Origin of the sequence: Pseudomonas fluorescens (genome assembly GCF_902497895.1) — a bacterium.
In the GTDB taxonomy this organism is placed as follows: domain Bacteria; phylum Pseudomonadota; class Gammaproteobacteria; order Pseudomonadales; family Pseudomonadaceae; genus Aquipseudomonas; species Aquipseudomonas fluorescens_BP.
On record NZ_CABVHQ010000031.1, the window covers coordinates 47167 to 66801 of the forward strand.

The 19635-nt window shown below is 58.6% G+C and carries 15 protein-coding genes; all 15 read right to left on the reverse strand.

The features are described 5' to 3' along the window. Positions 1-13: 13 nt before the first annotated feature. The 15 genes from F8N21_RS16925 to F8N21_RS16995 all read right to left on the reverse strand — a co-directional run bounded on the left by F8N21_RS16925 (position 14) and on the right by F8N21_RS16995 (position 19634). A complete protein-coding gene (locus F8N21_RS16925; protein ID WP_150643206.1) occupies positions 14-940 on the reverse strand; it encodes a ketoacyl-ACP synthase III in 927 nt (308 codons plus the stop codon). A gap of 230 nt (positions 941-1170) precedes the next feature. After that, the gene (gene pseI, locus F8N21_RS16930; protein ID WP_150643207.1) at positions 1171-2223 is read right to left on the reverse strand and encodes a pseudaminic acid synthase; all 1053 of its coding nucleotides are present in this window, start codon (positions 2221-2223) and stop codon (positions 1171-1173) included. Further along, positions 2216-3721: a UDP-2,4-diacetamido-2,4,6-trideoxy-beta-L-altropyranose hydrolase gene (gene pseG, locus F8N21_RS16935; RefSeq protein WP_150643208.1), complete on the reverse strand. Its 1506-nt coding sequence runs from the start codon at positions 3719-3721 to the stop codon at positions 2216-2218. The genes pseI and pseG overlap by 8 nt, the downstream gene beginning before the upstream one ends. Continuing rightward, positions 3718-4425 (reverse strand): pseudaminic acid cytidylyltransferase, encoded by a 708-nt coding sequence (gene pseF / locus F8N21_RS16940; RefSeq protein WP_150643209.1) that lies wholly within the window; start codon positions 4423-4425, stop codon positions 3718-3720. Before pseF ends, pseG begins: the two co-directional genes overlap by 4 nt. Before the next feature lie 5 nt (positions 4426-4430). After that, positions 4431-5597, reverse strand: a complete 1167-nt coding sequence (gene pseC / locus F8N21_RS16945) for a UDP-4-amino-4,6-dideoxy-N-acetyl-beta-L-altrosamine transaminase (RefSeq protein ID WP_150643210.1) — start codon at positions 5595-5597, stop codon at positions 4431-4433. Next, positions 5594-6595, reverse strand: coding sequence for a UDP-N-acetylglucosamine 4,6-dehydratase (inverting) (gene pseB, locus F8N21_RS16950; RefSeq protein WP_150643211.1), 1002 nt, complete (start codon positions 6593-6595; stop codon positions 5594-5596). Before pseB ends, pseC begins: the two co-directional genes overlap by 4 nt. Positions 6596-6623: 28 nt before the next feature. Next, positions 6624-9554, reverse strand: a complete 2931-nt coding sequence (locus F8N21_RS16955; protein WP_150643212.1) for a TIGR00180 family glycosyltransferase — start codon at positions 9552-9554, stop codon at positions 6624-6626. A gap of 54 nt (positions 9555-9608) precedes the next feature. Further along, complete coding sequence (locus F8N21_RS16960; RefSeq protein ID WP_150643213.1) at positions 9609-10337, reverse strand: cephalosporin hydroxylase family protein; 729 nt, start codon at positions 10335-10337, stop codon at positions 9609-9611. Positions 10338-10365: 28 nt separating this feature from the next. Further along, complete coding sequence (locus F8N21_RS16965) at positions 10366-11031, reverse strand: acetyltransferase (RefSeq protein ID WP_150643214.1); 666 nt, start codon at positions 11029-11031, stop codon at positions 10366-10368. After that, positions 11028-12149, reverse strand: coding sequence for a DegT/DnrJ/EryC1/StrS family aminotransferase (locus F8N21_RS16970; protein WP_150643215.1), 1122 nt, complete (start codon positions 12147-12149; stop codon positions 11028-11030). The genes F8N21_RS16965 and F8N21_RS16970 overlap by 4 nt, the downstream gene beginning before the upstream one ends. Further along, positions 12146-13372, reverse strand: a complete 1227-nt coding sequence (locus tag F8N21_RS16975; protein ID WP_150643216.1) for a class I SAM-dependent methyltransferase — start codon at positions 13370-13372, stop codon at positions 12146-12148. The genes F8N21_RS16970 and F8N21_RS16975 overlap by 4 nt, the downstream gene beginning before the upstream one ends. Further along, on the reverse strand, positions 13369-13929 hold the full coding sequence (locus tag F8N21_RS16980; protein WP_150643217.1) for a dTDP-4-dehydrorhamnose 3,5-epimerase family protein: 561 nt from the start codon (positions 13927-13929) through the stop codon (positions 13369-13371). Before F8N21_RS16980 ends, F8N21_RS16975 begins: the two co-directional genes overlap by 4 nt. Then, on the reverse strand, positions 13926-15008 hold the full coding sequence (gene rfbG / locus F8N21_RS16985) for a CDP-glucose 4,6-dehydratase (RefSeq protein WP_150643218.1): 1083 nt from the start codon (positions 15006-15008) through the stop codon (positions 13926-13928). Before rfbG ends, F8N21_RS16980 begins: the two co-directional genes overlap by 4 nt. Beyond that, the gene (gene rfbF, locus F8N21_RS16990) at positions 14990-15763 is read right to left on the reverse strand and encodes a glucose-1-phosphate cytidylyltransferase (RefSeq protein WP_150643219.1); all 774 of its coding nucleotides are present in this window, start codon (positions 15761-15763) and stop codon (positions 14990-14992) included. Before rfbF ends, rfbG begins: the two co-directional genes overlap by 19 nt. 280 nt (positions 15764-16043) lie before the next feature. Next, positions 16044-19634, reverse strand: a complete 3591-nt coding sequence (locus tag F8N21_RS16995; RefSeq protein ID WP_150643220.1) for a glycosyltransferase — start codon at positions 19632-19634, stop codon at positions 16044-16046. Position 19635 lies beyond the last annotated feature (1 nt).

The window sequence follows — 19635 nt, forward strand, 5'->3', positions numbered from 1 at the left end:
TCTGTTTTGCCCATCAAGACCGCTGAAGAATAGCCGAACCCCAGGACAGACCTACGCCAAAACCGCTGATTGCGACGCGTTTCCAGGTCGAATCGAGCACATGTTTCTCAAGCAGCAGCGGAATGCTCGAGGACACGGTATTCCCGGTCTCGACCATGTCCTTGATGAACTTCTCGGGCTCGCCCTCAAAGCGTCGCGCCACGGCATCGACGATGGCCGCACTGCCCTGGTGAATACAGAATGCATCGATATCACTAGCCTGCAGGCCGGAATCGTTGAGCAGCTCGTGCAAGTGCGCCGGAACCTTCAACAGGGCAAAGTTGAACACCTGGCGACCATTCATGTAGAACACGCCATCAGTGACTTTCAGGTGCGGTGCACCAGAGCCGTCAGTGCCGAACTTGGCTTTGCCCAGTTGCCACGGCGCGTCTTCGCCCATCCAGGTGGCCGTTGCAGCATCACCGAAGAGCATGGTGGTGTTGCGATCTTCCGGGTCGACGATTTTTGAATACGGATCAGCGGTCACCAGCAGGCCGTTCTTCAGACCCGCGGCTTCCATGAAGCCTTTGATCGCGTAGATGCCATAGACATAACCCGAGCAACCCAGAGAGATATCGAAAGCGGCCACGGTGGTCGGCAGACCCAGCTTGTCCTGAACGATGGCCGAGGTGTGCGGCAGCCCTTCTTCATCTCCGTTCTGGGTGACGACGATCAGTACGTCAATGGATTCGCGCTTGAGCTCGGGATTGTTGGCGAACAAGGCATTGACTGCTTCGACGCACAGGTCCGAGGTTTCTTGTCCAGCGTCTTTGCGTGGCAGAAAAGCGGAACCGATTTTCCCCAGGATGAACTCTTCATCCTTTTCGAATTTTGCACCCTGTGCGTAATTGTCTACGCCGGCTACAGGAACGTAGCTCGCAATGCTTTTTATGCCAATCATTACGGCTTCCCAATAATAAACAGCCCAATACCACCGCTCGCAGGAATCGAGGGGGCGCCGACAAACAGAAATTTTACGTCACCCCAGGAAGGCGACAGCGGGAAGAGTAAAAGGCTATCACTGAGCCAAATCAGAGGCCAGGCGCCACCTTCCCGATAAATACAATACAGTGAAGATGCGCGTTATGACTCACAGGTCACGCTATTTTGCCGAATCAGCCACACAAGCTGCTATAGGACGAACGCCCAATCCAGTGGTGTACCACGCATCAGAGCCTGTCGGGCGGGTCGACCGAGGACGGCATCGAGGTGCTTGGGGGCCAGTCCAAGCCCCGGACGGACCGCCCGGACGTTATCACCATTGAAGACCTCGCCGGCCGCCATATCCCGCGTCACATAGAGTGAACGGCGATAAACCAGCGACTTGCGCTCAGCCTCGGTAACGCCATAACGCACCTGCCCCAAGGCCTGCCAGGCACGTTCGGTTTCGATGACCAGGCTGGCCAACTCGGCCGGCTCCAGGGAAAAACTCGCATCCACACCGCCAGCGCTACGATCCAGGGTGAAGTGTTTTTCCACCACCGTAGCTCCGAGCGCTACCGCCGCCACTGAAACGCCGACGCCCATGGAGTGATCGGACAGCCCGACCTCACAACCGAACAGCTCCCGCAGGTGGGGGATGGTGCGTACATTGCTGTTTTCCGGGGAGGCCGGGTAGGTGCTGGTGCACTTGAGCAACACCAGATCCTTGCAGCCGGCAGCTCGGGCGGCGCGGACGGTCTCGTCCAGTTCGGCGATGCTGGCCATGCCGGTGGAGATAATCAATGGTTTTCCGGTGGCGGCGACCCGGCGAATCAACGGCAAATCGGTGTTTTCGAAACTGGCGATTTTGTACGCCGGAACGTCCAGGCTTTCGAGGAAGTCCACCGCGGTCTCATCGAAGGGCGTCGAAAACGCCAGCATGCCCAGCTCTTTGGCCCGGGCAAAAATCGGCGCGTGCCATTCCCATGGCGTATGGGCTTTTTCGTACAGCGCATACAGCGAAGAACCTGCCCAGAGGCTATCGGGATCCTTGATGAAGAACTCGTCGTGAGCCAGGTCCAGGGTCATGGTATCGGCGGTGTAGGTTTGCAACTTCAAGGCATGGGCACCGGCCTTGGCCGCCGCCTCAACGATTTGCAGCGCAAGTTCCAGCGACTGGTTATGGTTGCCGCTCATCTCGGCGATGATAAACGGCGGCGCATCGGCACCGATCGAGCGCGAGCCAATCTTGAAACTAGTCATGTGGATGATCCTTTAAGACCCGCCTGAACTCGCAGGCATTCTGCTGGTAGCCGGCGCGGCGAAACAAACTCGACGACCCGTGATTGGCCGCAAGCACTTGAGCCGTAATGAGGCGTATATCAGGCCAGTGCGCAACCACAAACGCTTCACCTCGCGCCAGTAACGCCCTGCCCCAACCCAACCCCGAACGCCCCTCGAACAGATAAATCGATACCTCGGCCTGAGCCTGGTCGCGGTCATAGCGCAGCACCCCGACCGGGCCGTCAGCCACCGAAGCGATCAACAGCAAGCGCTGTGGATTGCACAGACTGGCGGCGAGCCAGGCCAGATGGTTTTCCCAGCTTATTGCTTCTGGCTGCAGAGCCCAACGACGAACCGACTCGGCATTGCGTCCATCAAACAGCAGTCGTGCATCGTCAATCGTCGCCTGGCGCAACTGCAAAGCAGCACCCGACAACGCGACTGCCACGCGCTGCGCGCCCAATCCATCGACCAGCTGTCGGGACCGCTGCGCCAGACTTTGCCGCAAGCCATAATTGCCGGCCAAAAACTCGATGGCCTGGCGCAGCTGCTCCACACTGACCTGTTCTCTGGCTCCCAAATACACGTGGCCCCCGGCGGTTGCCAGGCGTTCGCCATTCAATTGCTGATTGTCAGCCACGGCGATGCAGATCGTCGGCAGACCGAGGGCCGCGCGCTCCCAACTGGTGCCGCCGCCCGCGCCGACAAACAGATCGGCCTCGGTCATCAATCGGGCAAAATCGCTGACATAGCTGTGCAGGCGCCAATTGGGGTGACTAGCAGCCAAAATTTGCATCTGTGCCCAGGCCGGATGGTCGACGCCCGCAACAAAATCGACCTCCAGTTCAGTGAAACCAGCCATCGCCTGCATGGCTTTATGGGTCTCACCCACTGCATCAAAACCGCCGAAATTCACCAGCACCCGACGCGCCTGCCTTTTGATCACAACTGGTTCGCGACGAAACTCATCGCGTAACAAGGCGAAACGCGGGCCAAGCAATTGTTGGCATCGAACATCAATCAATGGCCCATAGCCGTGCGTGGTCGCCGCCAGATTCTGATCGAGCAGCAGATCGGCCTCATGTTGCCGATTGGCCAGATCGTCGATCACCGCGATTCGCGGCGCCCACTGTCGGGCGGCAGTCTGCCAATGATGATCGAGGCCATAGTGATCGGCGATGATCCAGTCGAATCCGACCTGGGACTTCAGGGCGTCCTGAAGCGCGGCAATTTCGGCTTGCCAGGGCAATAGCGTCTCAATGTCCAGCTCGGGATGTTCTTGCGGGTATTGATCAGGTAGCGCGAACGTCTGGAAACCCTGTGCTTGCAGATGCTCCAAACGGTTGCCGGGCAGCCTGCGACAGGCGAACGCCACCTGCGCGCCATACTGGCCAAGCACCTTGGCCAGGGTCAGGCAGCGCGCCACATGGCCGCTACCTATCAGCAGCGAGGCATCGGCGCGAATCAGCACTCTCACGAAAGCTCTCCACTGGCCTTCAAGGCGGCGTACAGGTACTCGGCCCGCGTCCAGTCCTCTTCGGTGTCGATGTCCTGCACCAGATGCCGGGGCAGAATGATTGGCAAGCTTTTTTCGGAGAACAACACATCGCCGCGCAACCAGGCCTCGGTTCGGCCCCAGTAAAACTGCCCGGCATCCTGATAGGCGACAGGCAAATCCTGGGAGCGGGTCTCGCGAAATTCCGGGTAGAGCGAAGCCACCGCGCCTTGAGCATCGATGGTCAAGGCCCGTTGAATGGGGAATCCAAAACCACATACAGAGAAGACAAAGGATTTTTCCGGATACCTCTCCAACGCGTCCAGGCTTTCATACAAATAGCGGGTTTGCAGCAACGGCGCGGTTGCATAGATGCAGCAGGCATAATCGAATTCCTGCCCCTGCTCATGCAGGGCATTCAAGGCATGGGCGATCACCGCCGCGGTCCCGGTGAAGTCATCCGCCAGCGCCGCTGGGCGCATGAACGGCACTGTTGCCCCGCGGGCGCGGGCCAACTCGGCAATTTCTTCGTCATCGGTGCTGACCACCACCTGCTCGAACAAACCCGAGTCCAGCGCGGTACCTATCGAACGGGCAATCATCGGCTCGCCGTCGAACAGCTTGAGGTTCTTGCGCGGAATGCGTTTGCTGCCACCACGGGCGGGGATGATTGCGATTGCGCTCAAGGGTGCTATAGCTCCTGCTTAACCAGTTGGCCCATCTGCTCGACCACGTAGTCCTGTTGCCCATCGGTCAAGGCCGCAAACATCGGCAAGCTGATGGCTTGCGTGTAGTAGCGTTCGGCTTCAGGGAAATCGCCTTCGGTGAACCCCAGCTCACGGTAATACGGCTGCAAGTGCAGCGGAATATAGTGCAGATTAACGCCAATCCCCGCCGCCCGCAGCGCCTCGAAGACTTCTCGATGAGTGGATTTGATTCGATCGAGCTGCAAACGCACCACGTACAAATGCCAGGCCGATTGCGCACCGGGCTGAGCACTGGGCAAGCTCAACGGCAGGTCCGCCAATAACCGCTCATAACGGGCGGCCAGTTCACGGCGCCGGGCGATAAAACTCTCGAGTTTGTTCAGTTGCGACAACCCCAGTGCAGCCTGAAGGTCGGTGATTCGGTAATTGAAACCCAGTTCGATCTGCTGGTAATACCAGGGACCGTGGCTCGGCTCAGTCATTTGCCCGGGGTCGCGGGTCATGCCGTGGCTGCGCAAACGCTGCAAGCGTTCAGCCAGCTCCGGGCGATTGGTCAGCACCATCCCGCCTTCGGCGCTGGTGATGATTTTCACCGGATGGAAACTGAACACCGTCATCGCCGCGAACTCACCACATCCCACCGGGCGCCCGGCATATGAAGCACCGACTGCGTGGGAGGCATCTTCGATCACCGTGAAGCCATAGCGTTCGGCCAGTTTACCGATGGCCTGCATGTCACAGCTCTGCCCGGAGAAGGCCACCGCCACCAGCACTTTGGGCAGAGTACCGTTGCGCTCTGCCGCTTCGAGCTTGAGCGCCAGCGCATTGGCATCGAGGTTCCAGGTGAGTGGGTCGATATCAACGAAGTCCACTTCGGCGCCACAGTAACGACCGCAGTTGGCCGAGGCCAGAAAGGTATTGGGGGTGGTCCAGAGTCGATCGCCCGGCCCCAGCCCAGCCGCCAGACAGGCGATGTGCAAGGCAGCAGTGGCATTGCACACCGCCACCCCATGACCGGCCTCGCAACGCTCAGCCATGGCCTGTTCAAAACGCTCGATGGTCGGACCCTGGGTCAACCAGTCGGACTGCAACACGGCAACCACCGCATCGATATCCGCCTGGTCCAGGCTTTGCCGACCGTAGGGGATCATGCCGACAGCTCGGCATGCAGCTCGGCAATCTGCCCCACCGAGAGGAATTGCGGGTTGGTATCAGAGCGGTATTCGAAGTCTTCCCCCACCGGTTTACCCTGCTCGCCCAGACCATCCACGGCAAAATCGACGTCGACGCTGGTAAAGCGAATCGACGGCTGAATGGTGTAGTGATCGACGAACTCCAGGGTCATCCGCGCATCGTCCAGGGGTACCATCAGTTCATGGAGCTTTTCACCCGGACGAATACCGACGTTTTTGTGCGGCAGATGCACGGCCATGCCCCTTGCCAGATCGACAATACGAATCGACGGGATCTTCGGTACAAAAACCTCACCACCGTGCATCCGTGCAAAGCTGTCGAGAACGAACTGCACGCCGTGATCCAGGGTGATCCAGAAACGGGTCATACGCTCATCGGTGATGGGCAGCTCGCGCGCGCCCTCGCCGATCAACTTGCTGAAGAACGGCACCACCGAACCACGGGAACCGGCGACGTTGCCATAGCGCACCACGGCAAAGCGGGTTTGCTGGTCGCCAGCGATGTTGTTCGCCGCAACGAACAATTTGTCCGACAGCAGCTTGGTCGCGCCATACAGATTGATCGGGCTCGCCGCTTTGTCGGTGGACAAGGCGATGACCCTTTTCACACCATTGTCGATGGCCGCGGCAATGATGTTTTCCGCACCATTGACGTTGGTGCGGATGCATTCGGTAGGGTTGTACTCGGCCGCCGGCACTTGCTTGAGGGCCGCGGCATGCACCACGTAATCGATTCCGCGCATGGCCTGGCGCAAACGTTCGGCATCGCGCACGTCACCCAGGAAATAGCGCATGCAGGGTGCGTTGAACGTCTGCTGCATCTCGTACTGCTTGAGCTCGTCACGGGAAAACACCACCACCCGCTTGGGCTGGTATTGTTCCAGCAAGCGGCGGATGAAGTTGCGTCCGAACGAGCCAGTGCCGCCAGAGATGAAAATCGATTTGCCGTTGAACATGCCGTGAGTCCTTACCTGTCTGCCAGGCTTAAGCGAGCAACTGCATCCAGTTCACACTGGAGACATCACCGAGAGTAAAGCCCTTGCCGGTCAGGGCCAGGTTCTGGTTGTAGGCCTGATCGCCCTGGAAGGCTCCAGCCCACTTATCGCGCAAGGCTTCAAGGGCGTCTGGCGACTCGGGCAACGCGCCCGGATGAACGACCTGTACCTGCGGCGTCCAGACGGTAAGGAAACCCGCCTGGCCCGCTTTCAGGCAAAAATCGACATCGCTCAAAGCATCGGCGAAGACGGCTTCATCGAAGCCGCCCAACGCGTCGTAGAGCTCTTTGCGGACCATCAGGCACGCCGCGGACACCGCGGAGTAGTTCTGCTCCAGCGTCAATCGATTCAGGTAGCTGTCGGCATCTTTCGCCTCACCGACAAAGGCTGAACCGACGCCGCCGTGCATCCCGAGAATGAGCCCGGCCTGAGTGACCTTGCCCTCGCGATCGATCAGCTTTGGCCCGACCACACCGACTTCCGGACGCTGGGCCTGGTTGAGCAAGGACTCGATCCAGTTCGGGTTGACCACTTCACTCTCGGCCGACAGCAGCACCAGGTATTCACCCTGTGCCTGCTGACTGGCGGCGTTATACAACGCCGAGTGACTCAGGCGCTGCCCGGCCCTGATCACGCGCACCTTGCCAGCCTGCTGCTCCTGACTATCGAGCCAGGAGGTCACTGCCGACGATTGACTATGGTTGTCGGCAATCAGCACTTCGTAATGGGTGTAGCGGGTTCGCAGCCGGACGCTCTCCAGGCAACGCTGCAGCGCCGGCAGGTTGTCCTCGCAGAGCACGATGATCGACACCAGCGGGCGCTCGGCATGGCGATAGTCGATCTGATACGTGCCCGGCGAGGCCGAGGTGATTTTCGCCTTGTAGCCGCGATTGCCCAGATGACGCAGCAACGCTTGACGCTCATGAGGATTTTCCTCCAGCGTCGGCGCCTCGGCGATCAGTAACGGTTCGTCCAGATGGGCAAGCCAGCTCAGACCGCCCTGCTCGATGATGCGCAGCAGCAAATCGAATTCCAGTGCCTTGCTGAAGTCCGCCTGGTAACCACCCGCCTCGACCAGGACATCGCGACGGATCAACCAGTGCCGCGCCATCAAGGTCGGCAGGCTTTGCAGCAAATCGAGATTGAAACCCGGACGGAACACATCCTCCAGCGCGCCATTGACCGTACGCTGAAGCTCGTCGGTCGCGACTGCCCGGCACCCAGGGGCGGACAGCAACTCCAGGCTGGCGCGCAATAAGCCACCGGCAGTGAACTCGTCCCCGGTCCGAGCCAGCAGCAACCAGTCGCTGGTCGATTGACGGACGATCTGGTTCAGCTTGTCGACGTGGTTGCCCTGGGTCACCCGGACAAAGTGCAGGGTGTTCTGCGGGCTGGTCGCCGCTTGCGGTTCGCCCGTGGTGAACACCACAATCTTGAAGTTCTTGCAGTGCCCTTCGAGCAAGCTGTCGAGGGTAACTTGCAGCTTGGCGACATCGTTGTCCAGATCCAGCAACAGGATGCCGAATTGCGGACCTCGATCATGGGCAGCCAGATGCAGGGCAATCGCCTCGGTCTCCTCGACATTCGGGCGGCGTGCTTCCAGCCATTTGAGCAGGCGGCCGGAGCGCATGCTTTCGAATGCTTGATGGTTACCTTGGGGGGACACCGCCTCCAGACGCTCGGCCCAGGCGGACATCCGCGTGGCATCGTCATCCTCGCCCAGCGTTTCCATTTGTTGTACCAGGCGGTTGACCACCTGGCGGTTGAACATATTGCACTCCTGAGCCTGCCACAGGCGGTCGACAATACTTTCAACGTTATCGTTGTTGCGCGGGCGCAACAGGTTATCTTGCCGGGCCCACACACCTTCCAGTGTCTGTAGCTGTACACGGCCAGCCGGCATAGCGTGAAGAAGAAACTCGAAGTGGGTCAACTGGTCGAAAAACACCTGATTATAGAACGGCATTTCGACGTATTGCTTTGGCCCGAAACGTCGCTCCGGCCCCAACAGCGCAGGTGTCCAGGTGGAGTCGAAAATCAACTCGGCGGTCAGCGCCCGCCCCGTGCGCAGGCTGTCGGTCATCGCCTCGAAGCTTTCCAGCGCCAGCTGCTTGGTCTGCTCAGGGTCAAGCTCGGTGATGCCCGTAGGCAGTGACGCCAGAAACACGGCAAAAGCTTCACGCTCAGCCACCGTTTTGGAATCGGTAAAGGTCAGCGAGTGCAAGACCTCGGTGTTGTGATCCGAGTAGTTGTAGTTGATCTCACGCACCACATAGGGAATCGGTAAGATCCGCGCCTTGGCCCGGGCCAGCATGTAGTAGACATGGCCAATTTCCTGCCACTGGAAGATGGTGCCTTCCGGCATTGCTGCGTACCAGTCGCGTATCAGCGCTGTGCGTTGTACGGCATAAAACGGCGGGATGTACTGGCTCATATAGTCAAGCACGCGATCCTGGCCGCGGTCGGACGAATAGTCTTCACAGACTTTCTTGTCGCGTCGGTAATAGCTCACGCTATTGGCCAGGGCCAGGTACATCAGACAATAGCCGTGGCACATGCCGTAGTCCTGATTCGCCTCCAGAAACGCCACCGAGTCACTCAGCGCGGTATGCACAAGAAAATCATCGTCGGCGGCAAATACCATATAGGGCGTGCTCACCTGTTTCACGCCAAAAGCCAGCTTGGCCTGAATTCCCCAGTAACCAAACTGTGGCAGATGGTGATAGTCAACCGTCGGTAGATGTTCGCCTATGCCTTGCGCCGCTTGAGTGGAGGAATCCAGTATCAGGATCCTGCAAGACAAGACGCTGTAAAACTGCACTGCTCTGCGCAAAAAAGCCGGACGGTTGTGGGTTATCAACACCACAGTCAACAGCTCGCTCAGTGGTAACGCGTGTTCAGAACCGTAATTGCCTTGCATAACCTTTCCCCACAGCCGGCGAATCGCCCGATAGACGCTTGATGATGGTGTTACTTAACGCACGCGACGCAGATACCCGTCCGGTGCGACGGTGATCAGCAGCTTGCTGTGAATCCGCGAATCGATCTCGAAGTCACGATTCTCTTCCAGAAAAGCCCATACAGCAGTTTTCGGGTTATCGCCCTTGCCCCATGGACGATCCGGGAAGGCATCTTCGGGCATGTCCTCGACCACGGTATCCATCACCACGCAGTAATTGCCGACCGACACCAGCGGCGCATAGAGGCGCAGCTCTTCGAGAACGTGTTCGTGGGTATGATTGGAGTCGAGTACCACCAGCACTTTTTTACCGGTAACCCGCGCGCGAACTTGCTCAACGATCGCCGGGTCGATGCTCGAACCCTGGATCATCCGAATCCGATTGCTCATTGGGTGAGCCTCGATGGCTTCTCTGTTGTGCTGACGAATATCGATATCGATACCCAGCACCTCGCCATGCCCGATCAGCTCAAGCATCGATGCGTAAAACACCAGAGAACCGCCATGGGCAATGCCGGTTTCGACAATCACATCCGGGCGCAGGTCCCAGATGATTTCCTGCATGGCAACCATGTCCTGAGGAAACTGGATGATCGGGCGGCCCATCCAGCTGAAGTTGTAGGTGTACTTATGCTTTGCCGTGACACCGACCCAGTCCAGCGAATTGGTTTGAAGTTCTTTGTCCTGCTGCAAGCCTTCGATGTTTTGGCTTACTTCTTCACGAAACTGCTCATGAGGATTCATACAAACGCTCCGATACGAGGGCTTTGTTTTATTTAAAAACCCGACCATCTAAATAGGAAACAGCCTGAGTCTTGATAATTCTGGCGGGATTACCCACGACCACGGCGTAGTCGGGGACATCTTTAGTGACCACAGCTCCGGCCCCCACCGTGGCCCAACGACCAATACGCAAACGCGGAAGAATGGTCGCGTTGGTGCCGATAAAAGCACCATCACCGACCTCGACACATCCTGCAATGGCCACGCCCGGGGCCATGAACACAGAGTTACCGATCCGGCCTTCATGACCGATCAGACTCCCGTAACTGATACTGCTGTTGTCTCCCAGGGAGACTTCGGCCTGGATAATCACACCTTCCTGGAGATAGTTGCCTACGCCCATGCGGGTCATCGTCAGGTCGATACCCGGGTGCACAAAATTGCCCAGTTCTCCCCCGGCCTCGACGATCTGGCAAGTCGTCTCATAGCGGGTCTGGGTGTCGCGAGTAATCAAATTGACGAAGTATGTGTCCGGGCCTTGCAAGTCAGCCACGCGATCCGTGCCACCGATGACCGGAACGCCATAAAAGACAGTGCCGTGTTTGGCCGGATCATTGTCCAGAAAGGCAAATTCCATGTTCGGCGCCGAGCGTTGCACCGCGCCCATCATGCGCACCGCTTCGGGGTTTGCCGCGCCCAGCAGGTAGATCTTCATAATTGCCCCCTATGCATGAGCACGCTTCGAACGACATCGATCACCCGCTGCTGATCAGCATCGGTCATATCGTGGTAACTCGGTAGATTGATGGCCCGTCCAGGCAACGAGTACGCGACTGGCGTCACCACCGGCCTATCGCAAAACATCGGCAATGACGACAACGGCCAGAAGAACACCCGTGCATCGATATTTGCTGCTTGAAATGCGCCGATCAGTTCTTCCCGAGTGATCCCCGTGGCGGCGTCGAACACCACAGTGGGCATCCAGTAACCGTTCTGCGAATGCGCAGGTTCAGGATTCATCGAAACACCAGCAAGCCCGCTCAGGGCACGGGCGTAATTGGCGAAAATCGCCCGCTTGCGCTCGATCAGCTCGTCGACCCGCTCGATCTGGGCACAGCCGACTGCCGCCTGGAGGTTGCTCATCTTGTACTTGAAACCGATGAAATCCGGCCAGAACTGGCGCGTACTACCGGCAACCCGACCGTGGTTGGACAAGGTCAGGACACGCTCGTACAAGGCCTTGTCCGAGGTGACAAAAATACCGCCCTCGCCCGTGGTCATGGTCTTGGTGCCGTGGAACGAAAATGCACCGAACGCACCCAGCGAACCGGCAGGTTTACCGCGCCATTGCGAACCTATGGCTTCAGCGGCGTCCTCGATCACCGGGATACCGTACTCGCGGCCGATCTCGAGCAACTCGTCCATGGCACACAGGTTGCCGTAGATATGCACGGCCAGAATGGCTTTGGTACGAGGGGTGATGGCCTGTTTGACCTGTTCCGGGTCCAGACACCAGCTGTCGGGTAATACGTCGACAAACACCGGCGTCGCGCCCAGGTAGGTAATGGGCGCAGCCGAGGCGATCCAGTTGGTGTTGGCCAGAATCACCTCATCGCCAGCGCCGATATCCAGCGCTGCCATGCCCATGTGCAAGGCGCCTGTGCAGCTTGAAGTGGCGATCGCGTAAGACACGCCCATGTGCTGGGCGAAGGCTTTTTCGAAGCGCGTGAGGTATTCATAGCAACGCTCGCCCCAGCCGTTCTGCACGGCATCCAGCGCATAGGACGCTTCCAGCTCGCCGACACTCGGTTTGGTGTAATGAATTCTGCTCATCGAACGCTCAACTCTGGAATGGCCACGACAAAACTCCCGCCCCAACTCTTGACCTGAGCGTACTGCGCAGTGATTTCATCCAGCAGATTCCAGGGCAATACCAGGACGTAGTCCGGTTTCTCGATTTCAATACGATCAGAGGAAACCACCGGGATACGACTCCCCGGCAAAAACTTGCCCTGTTTGTGCGGGCTGGCATCGGCCACCCAGGCCAGCAGGTCAGGCTTGATCCCGGCGTAGTTGAGCAAGGTGTTGCCTTTGGCCGCAGCACCGTAGCCGACCACTTGCTTGCCGTTGGCCTTGGCCTGTAACAGGAAACGCAGCAATTCATGCTTGATACGTTCGGCGGCCGGGGCCAGGGTTGCGTAGTACTCGAGGGTTTTCACGCCCGCAGCCAGTTCGGCCTGCAACTGCTGCTGTACCGCCGGTTGTATGTCACGGCGCTGACCATCGGCGCGCTGGACGAAGACCCGCAGCGAACCGCCGTGGGTCGGCAACTCGCTCACGTCGAAGACTTCCAGACCATTGCGCTCGCACAGACGCTGCACCGCTGTCAGCGACAGGTAGGAGTAGTGCTCGTGATACAGCGTGTCGAACTGCTGTCCGGCCATCAGTGTCAGCAGCTGTGGGAACTCGAACGTCGCCACGCCCGTGGACTTGAGCAAGGTGGCGAAACCGCAGAGAAAATCATTGATGTCCGGGACGTGGGCCAGCACATTGTTGGCCGTCATCAGATCTGCTGCCCAGCCGTCGCTGCGCAACTGCAACGCGGTTTCACGACCGAAGAACAGCTCGCGAATTTCCAGTCCCTTCTCCCGCGCAGCTTGCGCGGTGCCGCGGGTCGGTTCGACACCCAGGCAGGCAATGCCGAGCTTGGCGACGTACTGCAACAAGTAACCGTCGTTGGCGGCGATTTCCACCACTCGGCTCTGCCCGTTCAGGCCAAAACGCTCGACCATCTCGGCCACATAACGCTCGGCATGGGCCAGCCAGGTGCTGGAGAAGGAACTGAAATAGGCGTAGTCGGCGTCGAACAGACTGTCGGCGCTGGTGTAGTCTTCGGTTTGTACCAGCCAGCATTCCTGGCAGACCGCCACTTTGAGCGGTACCCACTGCTCGGGCTGCTCGAGTTGATCAACCCGCAGATAAGCGTTGGACGGCGGCGAGGTGCCCAGATCGATCAGGGGCAGGACCAAAGGGGTGCCACAACCGCGGCAGTTCATAGACGCACTCCAGCGAACCGGCTATCGAGCCAGGGATGACCGGCATCCCTGAGCGACAGATTATTGACAGGCAACGGCCAGGCAATCGCCAGCCGTGGATCATTCACCGACAGCCCGGCTTCATGTTCCGGCGCATAGTCGGCGCTATGCAGGTAAAGCAGTTCAGCGTCATCACTCAAAGCCTGAAAGCCATGGGCGAATCCAGCTGGAATCAGCAGGCTGCGGCCATCGCCGGCACGCAGGTGCTCGGCATGCCATTGCAGGTAGGTCGGCGAGTCGGGGCGAAAATCCACCGCTACATCCCAGACTTCACCGCGCAGGCAGGTAATGAGCTTGGCTTCCGGCAGCGAAGCAGTCTGGTAATGCAGACCCCGCACACTGCCACGCTCGTGGGTGCAGGAATGGTTGATCTGGCGGATATGAAATGCCTGGCCGAACGCATTCAAGCTGCCTTCGCAAAACAGCCGGGCGAAGTGCCCACGCTGATCCTGGTAGCGTTTGTGCTGGACGCTGAACAGGCCGGCCACGGGTAACTCCTTCAACAGAAATTCGCTCACAACGCGCCTCGGTACAGGTTCAACTGGCCAAGGGTCACCGCGCGCATGTCCTCTCCGTTCTTCCAGGCCAGATGCCAATCCAGTGTCTGCGCCAAGCACTGTTGCAAGGACCAGCGCGGCTGCCATGCCAGCAGTTGACGAGCGCGACTGCTGTCCAGGCGCAACAGGCCGGCCTCATGCAGATCACTCGGTTCGATGCGCAAACCCGGTGCGTGCGGCCAGCGCCTGGCGAGCATCTCGACCACCTCGCCAACGCTGCACATGTCGGCTTCGCTCGGACCGAAGTTCCATGCCCCTGCGAACGTTGGGCCTTGCTGGTAGAGACTGGCCGCCAGTTGCAGATAACCGGCCAAGGGTTCCAGAGCGTGCTGCCAGGGGCGAACGGCCTGTGGATTACGCAAGGTCACGGGTGTTTCGACGGACCAGGCCTTGAGCACATCAGGAATCAAGCGCTCCGGGGCAAAGTCGCCGCCACCCAGCACATTGCCTGCCCGCGCCGTGGCCAGGGCCAGACCGTGCTCGGCATAACGCTCGGCCGGAAAAAAAGAGGCGGCGTAAGACTGCGCCAACAATTCGCAACAGGCCTTGCTGCTGCTGTAAGGATCATGACCGCCAAGGGCTTCGTTCTCGCGGTATGGCCACAGCCATTCCTGATTGGCGTACACCTTGTCGGTGGTTACCAGTACACAGGCCCGCACGCCACCGATCTGCCGGATCGCTTCGAGCAGATTGAGGGTGCCCATGACGTTGCTCGAGTAAGTCCCTAGCGGGTCGCGATAACCCTCCCGCACCAGCGGCTGTGCCGCCAGGTGCAGGACAATTTCCGGCTGGACGTCGGCAATCAATTCGAGCAAGGCCCCCAGATCGCGCAAATCGCCGCGCAGATCATTGATACCTTCAGCGACGCGAGCCAGTTCGAACAGGCTCGGTTCAGTCGAAGGATCAAGGGCAAAACCGCTGACCTCGGCACCCAGGCTTTGCAGCCACAACGTCAGCCAACTGCCTTTGAAACCGGTGTGGCCGGTCAGCAGAACGCGCTTGCCGCGCCAGAACTCCGGGCTCAGTCCCATTGCTTCCATGGGGCCTCCCCGCGCTGCCACAACTGCTCGAGATGATTCTTGTCCCGCAGGGTATCCATCGGCTGCCAGAAGCCGTCGTGCTGATAGGCCATCAATTCACCCCGTGCGGCGAGGCCATCGAGCGGTCCGGATTCCCACGAAGTCTCATCGCCTTCGATAAGGGGTAGCACCTTGGGCGACAATACGAAGAAACCGCCATTGATCCAGCCACCATCACCGCGAGGTTTTTCGGTAAAACCCAGTACCCGGTCACCCTCGCGATCCAGTGCGCCGTAGCGACCTGGTGGTTGCACGGCAGTGACCGTTGCCAGCTTGCCGTGAGACAGGTGGAAATCCACCAGGGCTCCGATATTCAGATCGGATACGCCGTCGCCATAGGTAAAACAGAAGGCTTCTTCGTTTTCCAGATAACGACTGGCACGCCGTAAACGCCCGCCGGTCATGGTCCCCTCACCGGTGTCGATCAGGGTCACGCGCCACGGATCGCTATAGTTCTGGTGAACGTCCATGCGGTTGTTGCGCATGTCGAAGGTGACGTCAGAGGTGTGCAGGAAGTAGTTGGCGAAGAAGTCCTTGATCGCGTAGCCCTTGTAGCCAAGGCAGATCACGAAATCGTGGATTCCGTGCGCGGAGTACTGCTTCATGATGTGCCAGAGAATTGGCTTGCCGCCGATCTCGATCATCGGCTTGGGCTTGAGGTGCGACTCCTCGCTGATCCGGGTGCCCAGGCCACCTGCCAAAATAACTGCCTTCATCGTGTCCCCTCTTGTTCTTCACAGGGCTCAGCCAAGCTAAATCAAGCTTTTGCGGGCCATCTGGATAAAACGTTGGACGCCAGCCATGGTTATTTCGGCGGCGACGTAAATGCACGTTTTATGGCGATATTTGGGGGACTTGCAGGAAACGCGCCAGCTCGGATTGCCAGAGGGGCACCGAAGGCGGCGATCTTTTCAAGGGTTCTTGCGGCTATGTGTTGGTGATCGAGAGAGCAAGATCAAAAGATCGCAGGCTGCGATCTTTTGAAAGGTTGGCGACCTAATCCGCCAGCCAGCCATTTTCCCAGTACTGCAAGTTATCCCCTCGCAGCATGTAATCGCGCAGCACGGTTTCGCGCAGCTCATCGCCCATGCGGTAGCTGGCATCCGGATCGGCCAAGTGCATGCGAATGGCTTGCAGCCATTCATCGGTACTGTTGGTCTTCACCCGAGTGCACGGCAGATAACCTCGATAGGCCGCCGTATCGGTGCAAACCACCGGGTAGCCACAGGCTCCGTATTCCAGCAGTCGCAGGTTGCTCTTGCAGTCGTTGAAGATGTGGAATTCCAGTGGGGCCAGGGCCAGGTCCAGGTTCAGGCTGGCCAGCTTGGCCGGGTAGATACTGAGATCGATTACCCCATGGAACTCATGCAGATAAGGCCGCAACGCTTCCGGGCACATCCCGAAGAACACCCATTCAACTTCGTTGGCTAGCTCGCGAACAACATCGGCAATGATCCCCAGATCACCGGCATGACTGGTACCACCGCCCCAACCTACCCGAGGCTTTTTCGACGTCCGGCGCAGACTGCGTAGCCCCGTCCACAGTTGTGTCGCCAACATGTTCGGAACCACGCGAATATCGTGGTGCATATCCGACAAGGCATCGGCCAGAGGCTGGGTCGAAACCACCACCCGATCACACAGACTGATACCGCGTCGGACCTGGCTTTCCATGTCGGCAGGCATGTTGCGCACATGTTCATTTTTATGCGGAACACTAATGACATAGTCATCCAGTTCGAAAATACGCCGAGCATTGGAGTAGGTTTTCAGGTTGACGACTTCGTTAATCGGTCCTTCGTTGTAACGCCCCTGCAAAATAATTACGTCAGGCGACTGGCGCTCGATCTCGATGATCGACGGCATGTCATAGTGAATCCGTCCGACCGCTCTGCCCGCCGCTTCCAACTCGATAAACGGCTGGGTTACGCGGTAGTGGCCGACCGCCGATGCGTTGACCGGCAAGGCGAGGATGCTCGGCAACTGCCGGCTGGAAAATGGACTCCAGCCGGTGCTCAAGCCCGGCTCCAGACCGAAACTGGAGCCGCTCAGGCTACTGAGGGTAAGGTTCGGGTTGTACGCCGGATCGCGGGAAATGATCGGCAACCAGCGCTTGTAGATTGTTTCTTGGTCCTTGGCGGCACGCGCCTCCAGCACAACATTCTTGTCTGCTACCGGCCGCGTGCCGATCGCCACCAGCGCATGGGGTGTCCAGACGACCAGATGACCGCTTTGGCGCACCCGCAAGCAAAAATCCACTTCACTGAAAGCTTGAGTGAAGCTCACCTCATCCAGACCACCCACACTGTCGAAGACATGTTTGCGCACCATCAAACAGTCGGCACCGACTGCACTTAGGTCGTGCACGACCTGCAATCGATGCATGTAGCCAGCGGCTTGCAGTGACTCCCTGAAAAATGGCACGCCAGCCGGACCCTGAAGCCCCAGAATCAAACCGGCATGCACCACAAGCCCATCAGAATTGAATAGCTTGGCTCCCACCACACCGACTTCCGGACGCTGCGCATGGTTGAGCAAAGCATCCAGCCAGTCGTCATGGGTGATCACTGCGTAAGGGCTGAGCATCAGCAGGTATTCACCGCGCGCCTGTTGCGCCGCAAAGTTGCTGATCGCCGCAACATTGGCCTCCAGAGGGTAATCCAGCACCCGCAACTTATCGCTGCCCAGCTGCGCCATGCTTGCCAGCCATGCACGGGCTTCGGCACTTTCACTGGCGTTGTCGACGATCAACAGCTCATATTCGGTATAAGCGGTTTTCTCCAGCAAGCTCTCTACGCAGCGCTGCAACGCTGCCAATTGATCCTTGCTGCTGATAATGATCGAAACCAACGGTCGACCAGCATGAAGGTAATCGACCCGATTGAGCAACGGCAGGCTGCCGCTGCGAATCTCATGAGCGATGCCCATACGTTGCAAATGAGCGGCCAGCACCTCGGGATTGTGTTCGACCACTTCAGGTAGAGACAGCCATTGAGAAAGGGAAAACGGCGACTCCAGTAGAATTTCGGCAATGTGCTCGACGACCTGGCTACCGTCACTTTCAACCATCTGCCAGAGCACATTGTGAGGCGCAAGCTCGCCATAGTGCGAATTGAAGCCACCCAACGCCAGGAAACGCTCACGCTGGAACGCCAGACATCGCCCCACGTAGGGATAGCTGCGCATGAGATCCAGGTTGAAATCCGGCTTGAATGCAGGTTCTGCCGACTCGCCTTCCAGCAAGCCACCTTCATCACTGTAAATGCACAATGCGCTCGGTGACGTGGCGATGCGTTCAGCCATCATCAGCAACGCCGGCTCGACCAAACGATCACCCGCACGCAGCAGATAGAACCAGTGAATCCCTTCGAGTTGCGGCAACAATTCATTGACTTGCTGTTGCCAGTCATCTTGTAGCGGCAGGCTGAAAACCCGCTCATCCAGCACTGCCTCGGCACAGCCACTGGACAACACCAGCACCAACTCAGGTGGATAAAGCTGCCCGGCGAGGCTCTGCAGAGTGATCTCCAGGCCAGCGCTGCTGGCATGTTCATCAATAACGACCGGGACGATTTTCGGTTGCAGCGCCCATCCCGCAAGGGTATCCGGCAGCAGTCGCCGCTGAGGATCAGAGAGTGTGCGGCACGCTAGCCATTGCGAATACAACTCGGAAAAGCTTTCGCTGGCTATACCCACCCGCCATTGCTGAGTGGTTTGCTTGGTACCCAATGATCGACTCAGCGGCAGCTCTACCCAGACTCGCGGCGACTGATCCGCCTGTGCCAACGGCACGTAACGAATCCAGCCCTTGGCAGGTGCCGGCTCACCACTGCGGGCCTTGAGCATTTCCACCAGCCATTGCATTTCCGCCAGCACCGCCCTTCTCATCGGCTGCTGACGAATGAAGCGCTCCGGATAAAGGCGTTCGATACCAAGAATATGGTTCAACACCACCATATTGCCGCGCCGCAATAGGCAGATATATAACGCGAAATCCAGCGATGCGACAAAGCCCTGACCTGACTGAGCCAAGGCCGGCAACAACTCCAGCACATCAGCACGGCGGAACAGCGCACTGGTCAAACCACCCAGAAAATTAATCGGGAACGCCTCGAAAACCGCCAGCATGTCCTCGCCCTTGAACAACCCACACTCGGGTGACAACGGACTGTTCTCCAGACGTGAGGGCAGCTGAAGATTATCAGCGTCCCAGAACAGTCGCTGGGCGAATACCAGATTGACATCCGGATTCTCTATGAACGTTTGTGCCTGTCGCGCAATACATGCCGGAAACAGCAGGTCATCATCACAAAGGAACTTGATGAATTCGCCCTGAGCCTCATCCAGACACGCCTGCAGATTGCCGACAAACCCCAGGGTCTGCGGGTTTCTCACGTAGCGCACAGAGACCGCCCCGCCGCCAGGCAACGATTCGACCATGTCCTTGATCTCATCACCGCGGCTGTCATCGCAGACAATGATCTCGAGATTGTCGTAGCTTTGCTGCAGGGCTCCCTGCAATGCCTGGCTGAAAAAGCGCGGATTGAAGGCGGGGATGACGATGCTGACTAGAGGCGTTGAATTCACG

Coding starts and splice junctions, on each gene's coding strand:
- F8N21_RS16925 (WP_150643206.1), bottom strand. CDS start 940: ATGATTGGCATAAAAAGCATTGCGAGCTACGTTCCTGTAGCCGGCGTA.
- pseI (WP_150643207.1), bottom strand. CDS start 2,223: ATGACTAGTTTCAAGATTGGCTCGCGCTCGATCGGTGCCGATGCGCCG.
- pseC (WP_150643210.1), bottom strand. CDS start 5,597: ATGATCCCCTACGGTCGGCAAAGCCTGGACCAGGCGGATATCGATGCG.
- pseB (WP_150643211.1), bottom strand. CDS start 6,595: ATGTTCAACGGCAAATCGATTTTCATCTCTGGCGGCACTGGCTCGTTC.
- F8N21_RS16955 (WP_150643212.1), bottom strand. CDS start 9,554: ATGCAAGGCAATTACGGTTCTGAACACGCGTTACCACTGAGCGAGCTG.
- F8N21_RS16960 (WP_150643213.1), bottom strand. CDS start 10,337: ATGAATCCTCATGAGCAGTTTCGTGAAGAAGTAAGCCAAAACATCGAA.
- F8N21_RS16965 (WP_150643214.1), bottom strand. CDS start 11,031: ATGAAGATCTACCTGCTGGGCGCGGCAAACCCCGAAGCGGTGCGCATG.
- F8N21_RS16970 (WP_150643215.1), bottom strand. CDS start 12,149: ATGAGCAGAATTCATTACACCAAACCGAGTGTCGGCGAGCTGGAAGCG.
- F8N21_RS16975 (WP_150643216.1), bottom strand. CDS start 13,372: ATGAACTGCCGCGGTTGTGGCACCCCTTTGGTCCTGCCCCTGATCGAT.
- rfbG (WP_150643218.1), bottom strand. CDS start 15,008: ATGGAAGCAATGGGACTGAGCCCGGAGTTCTGGCGCGGCAAGCGCGTT.
- rfbF (WP_150643219.1), bottom strand. CDS start 15,763: ATGAAGGCAGTTATTTTGGCAGGTGGCCTGGGCACCCGGATCAGCGAG.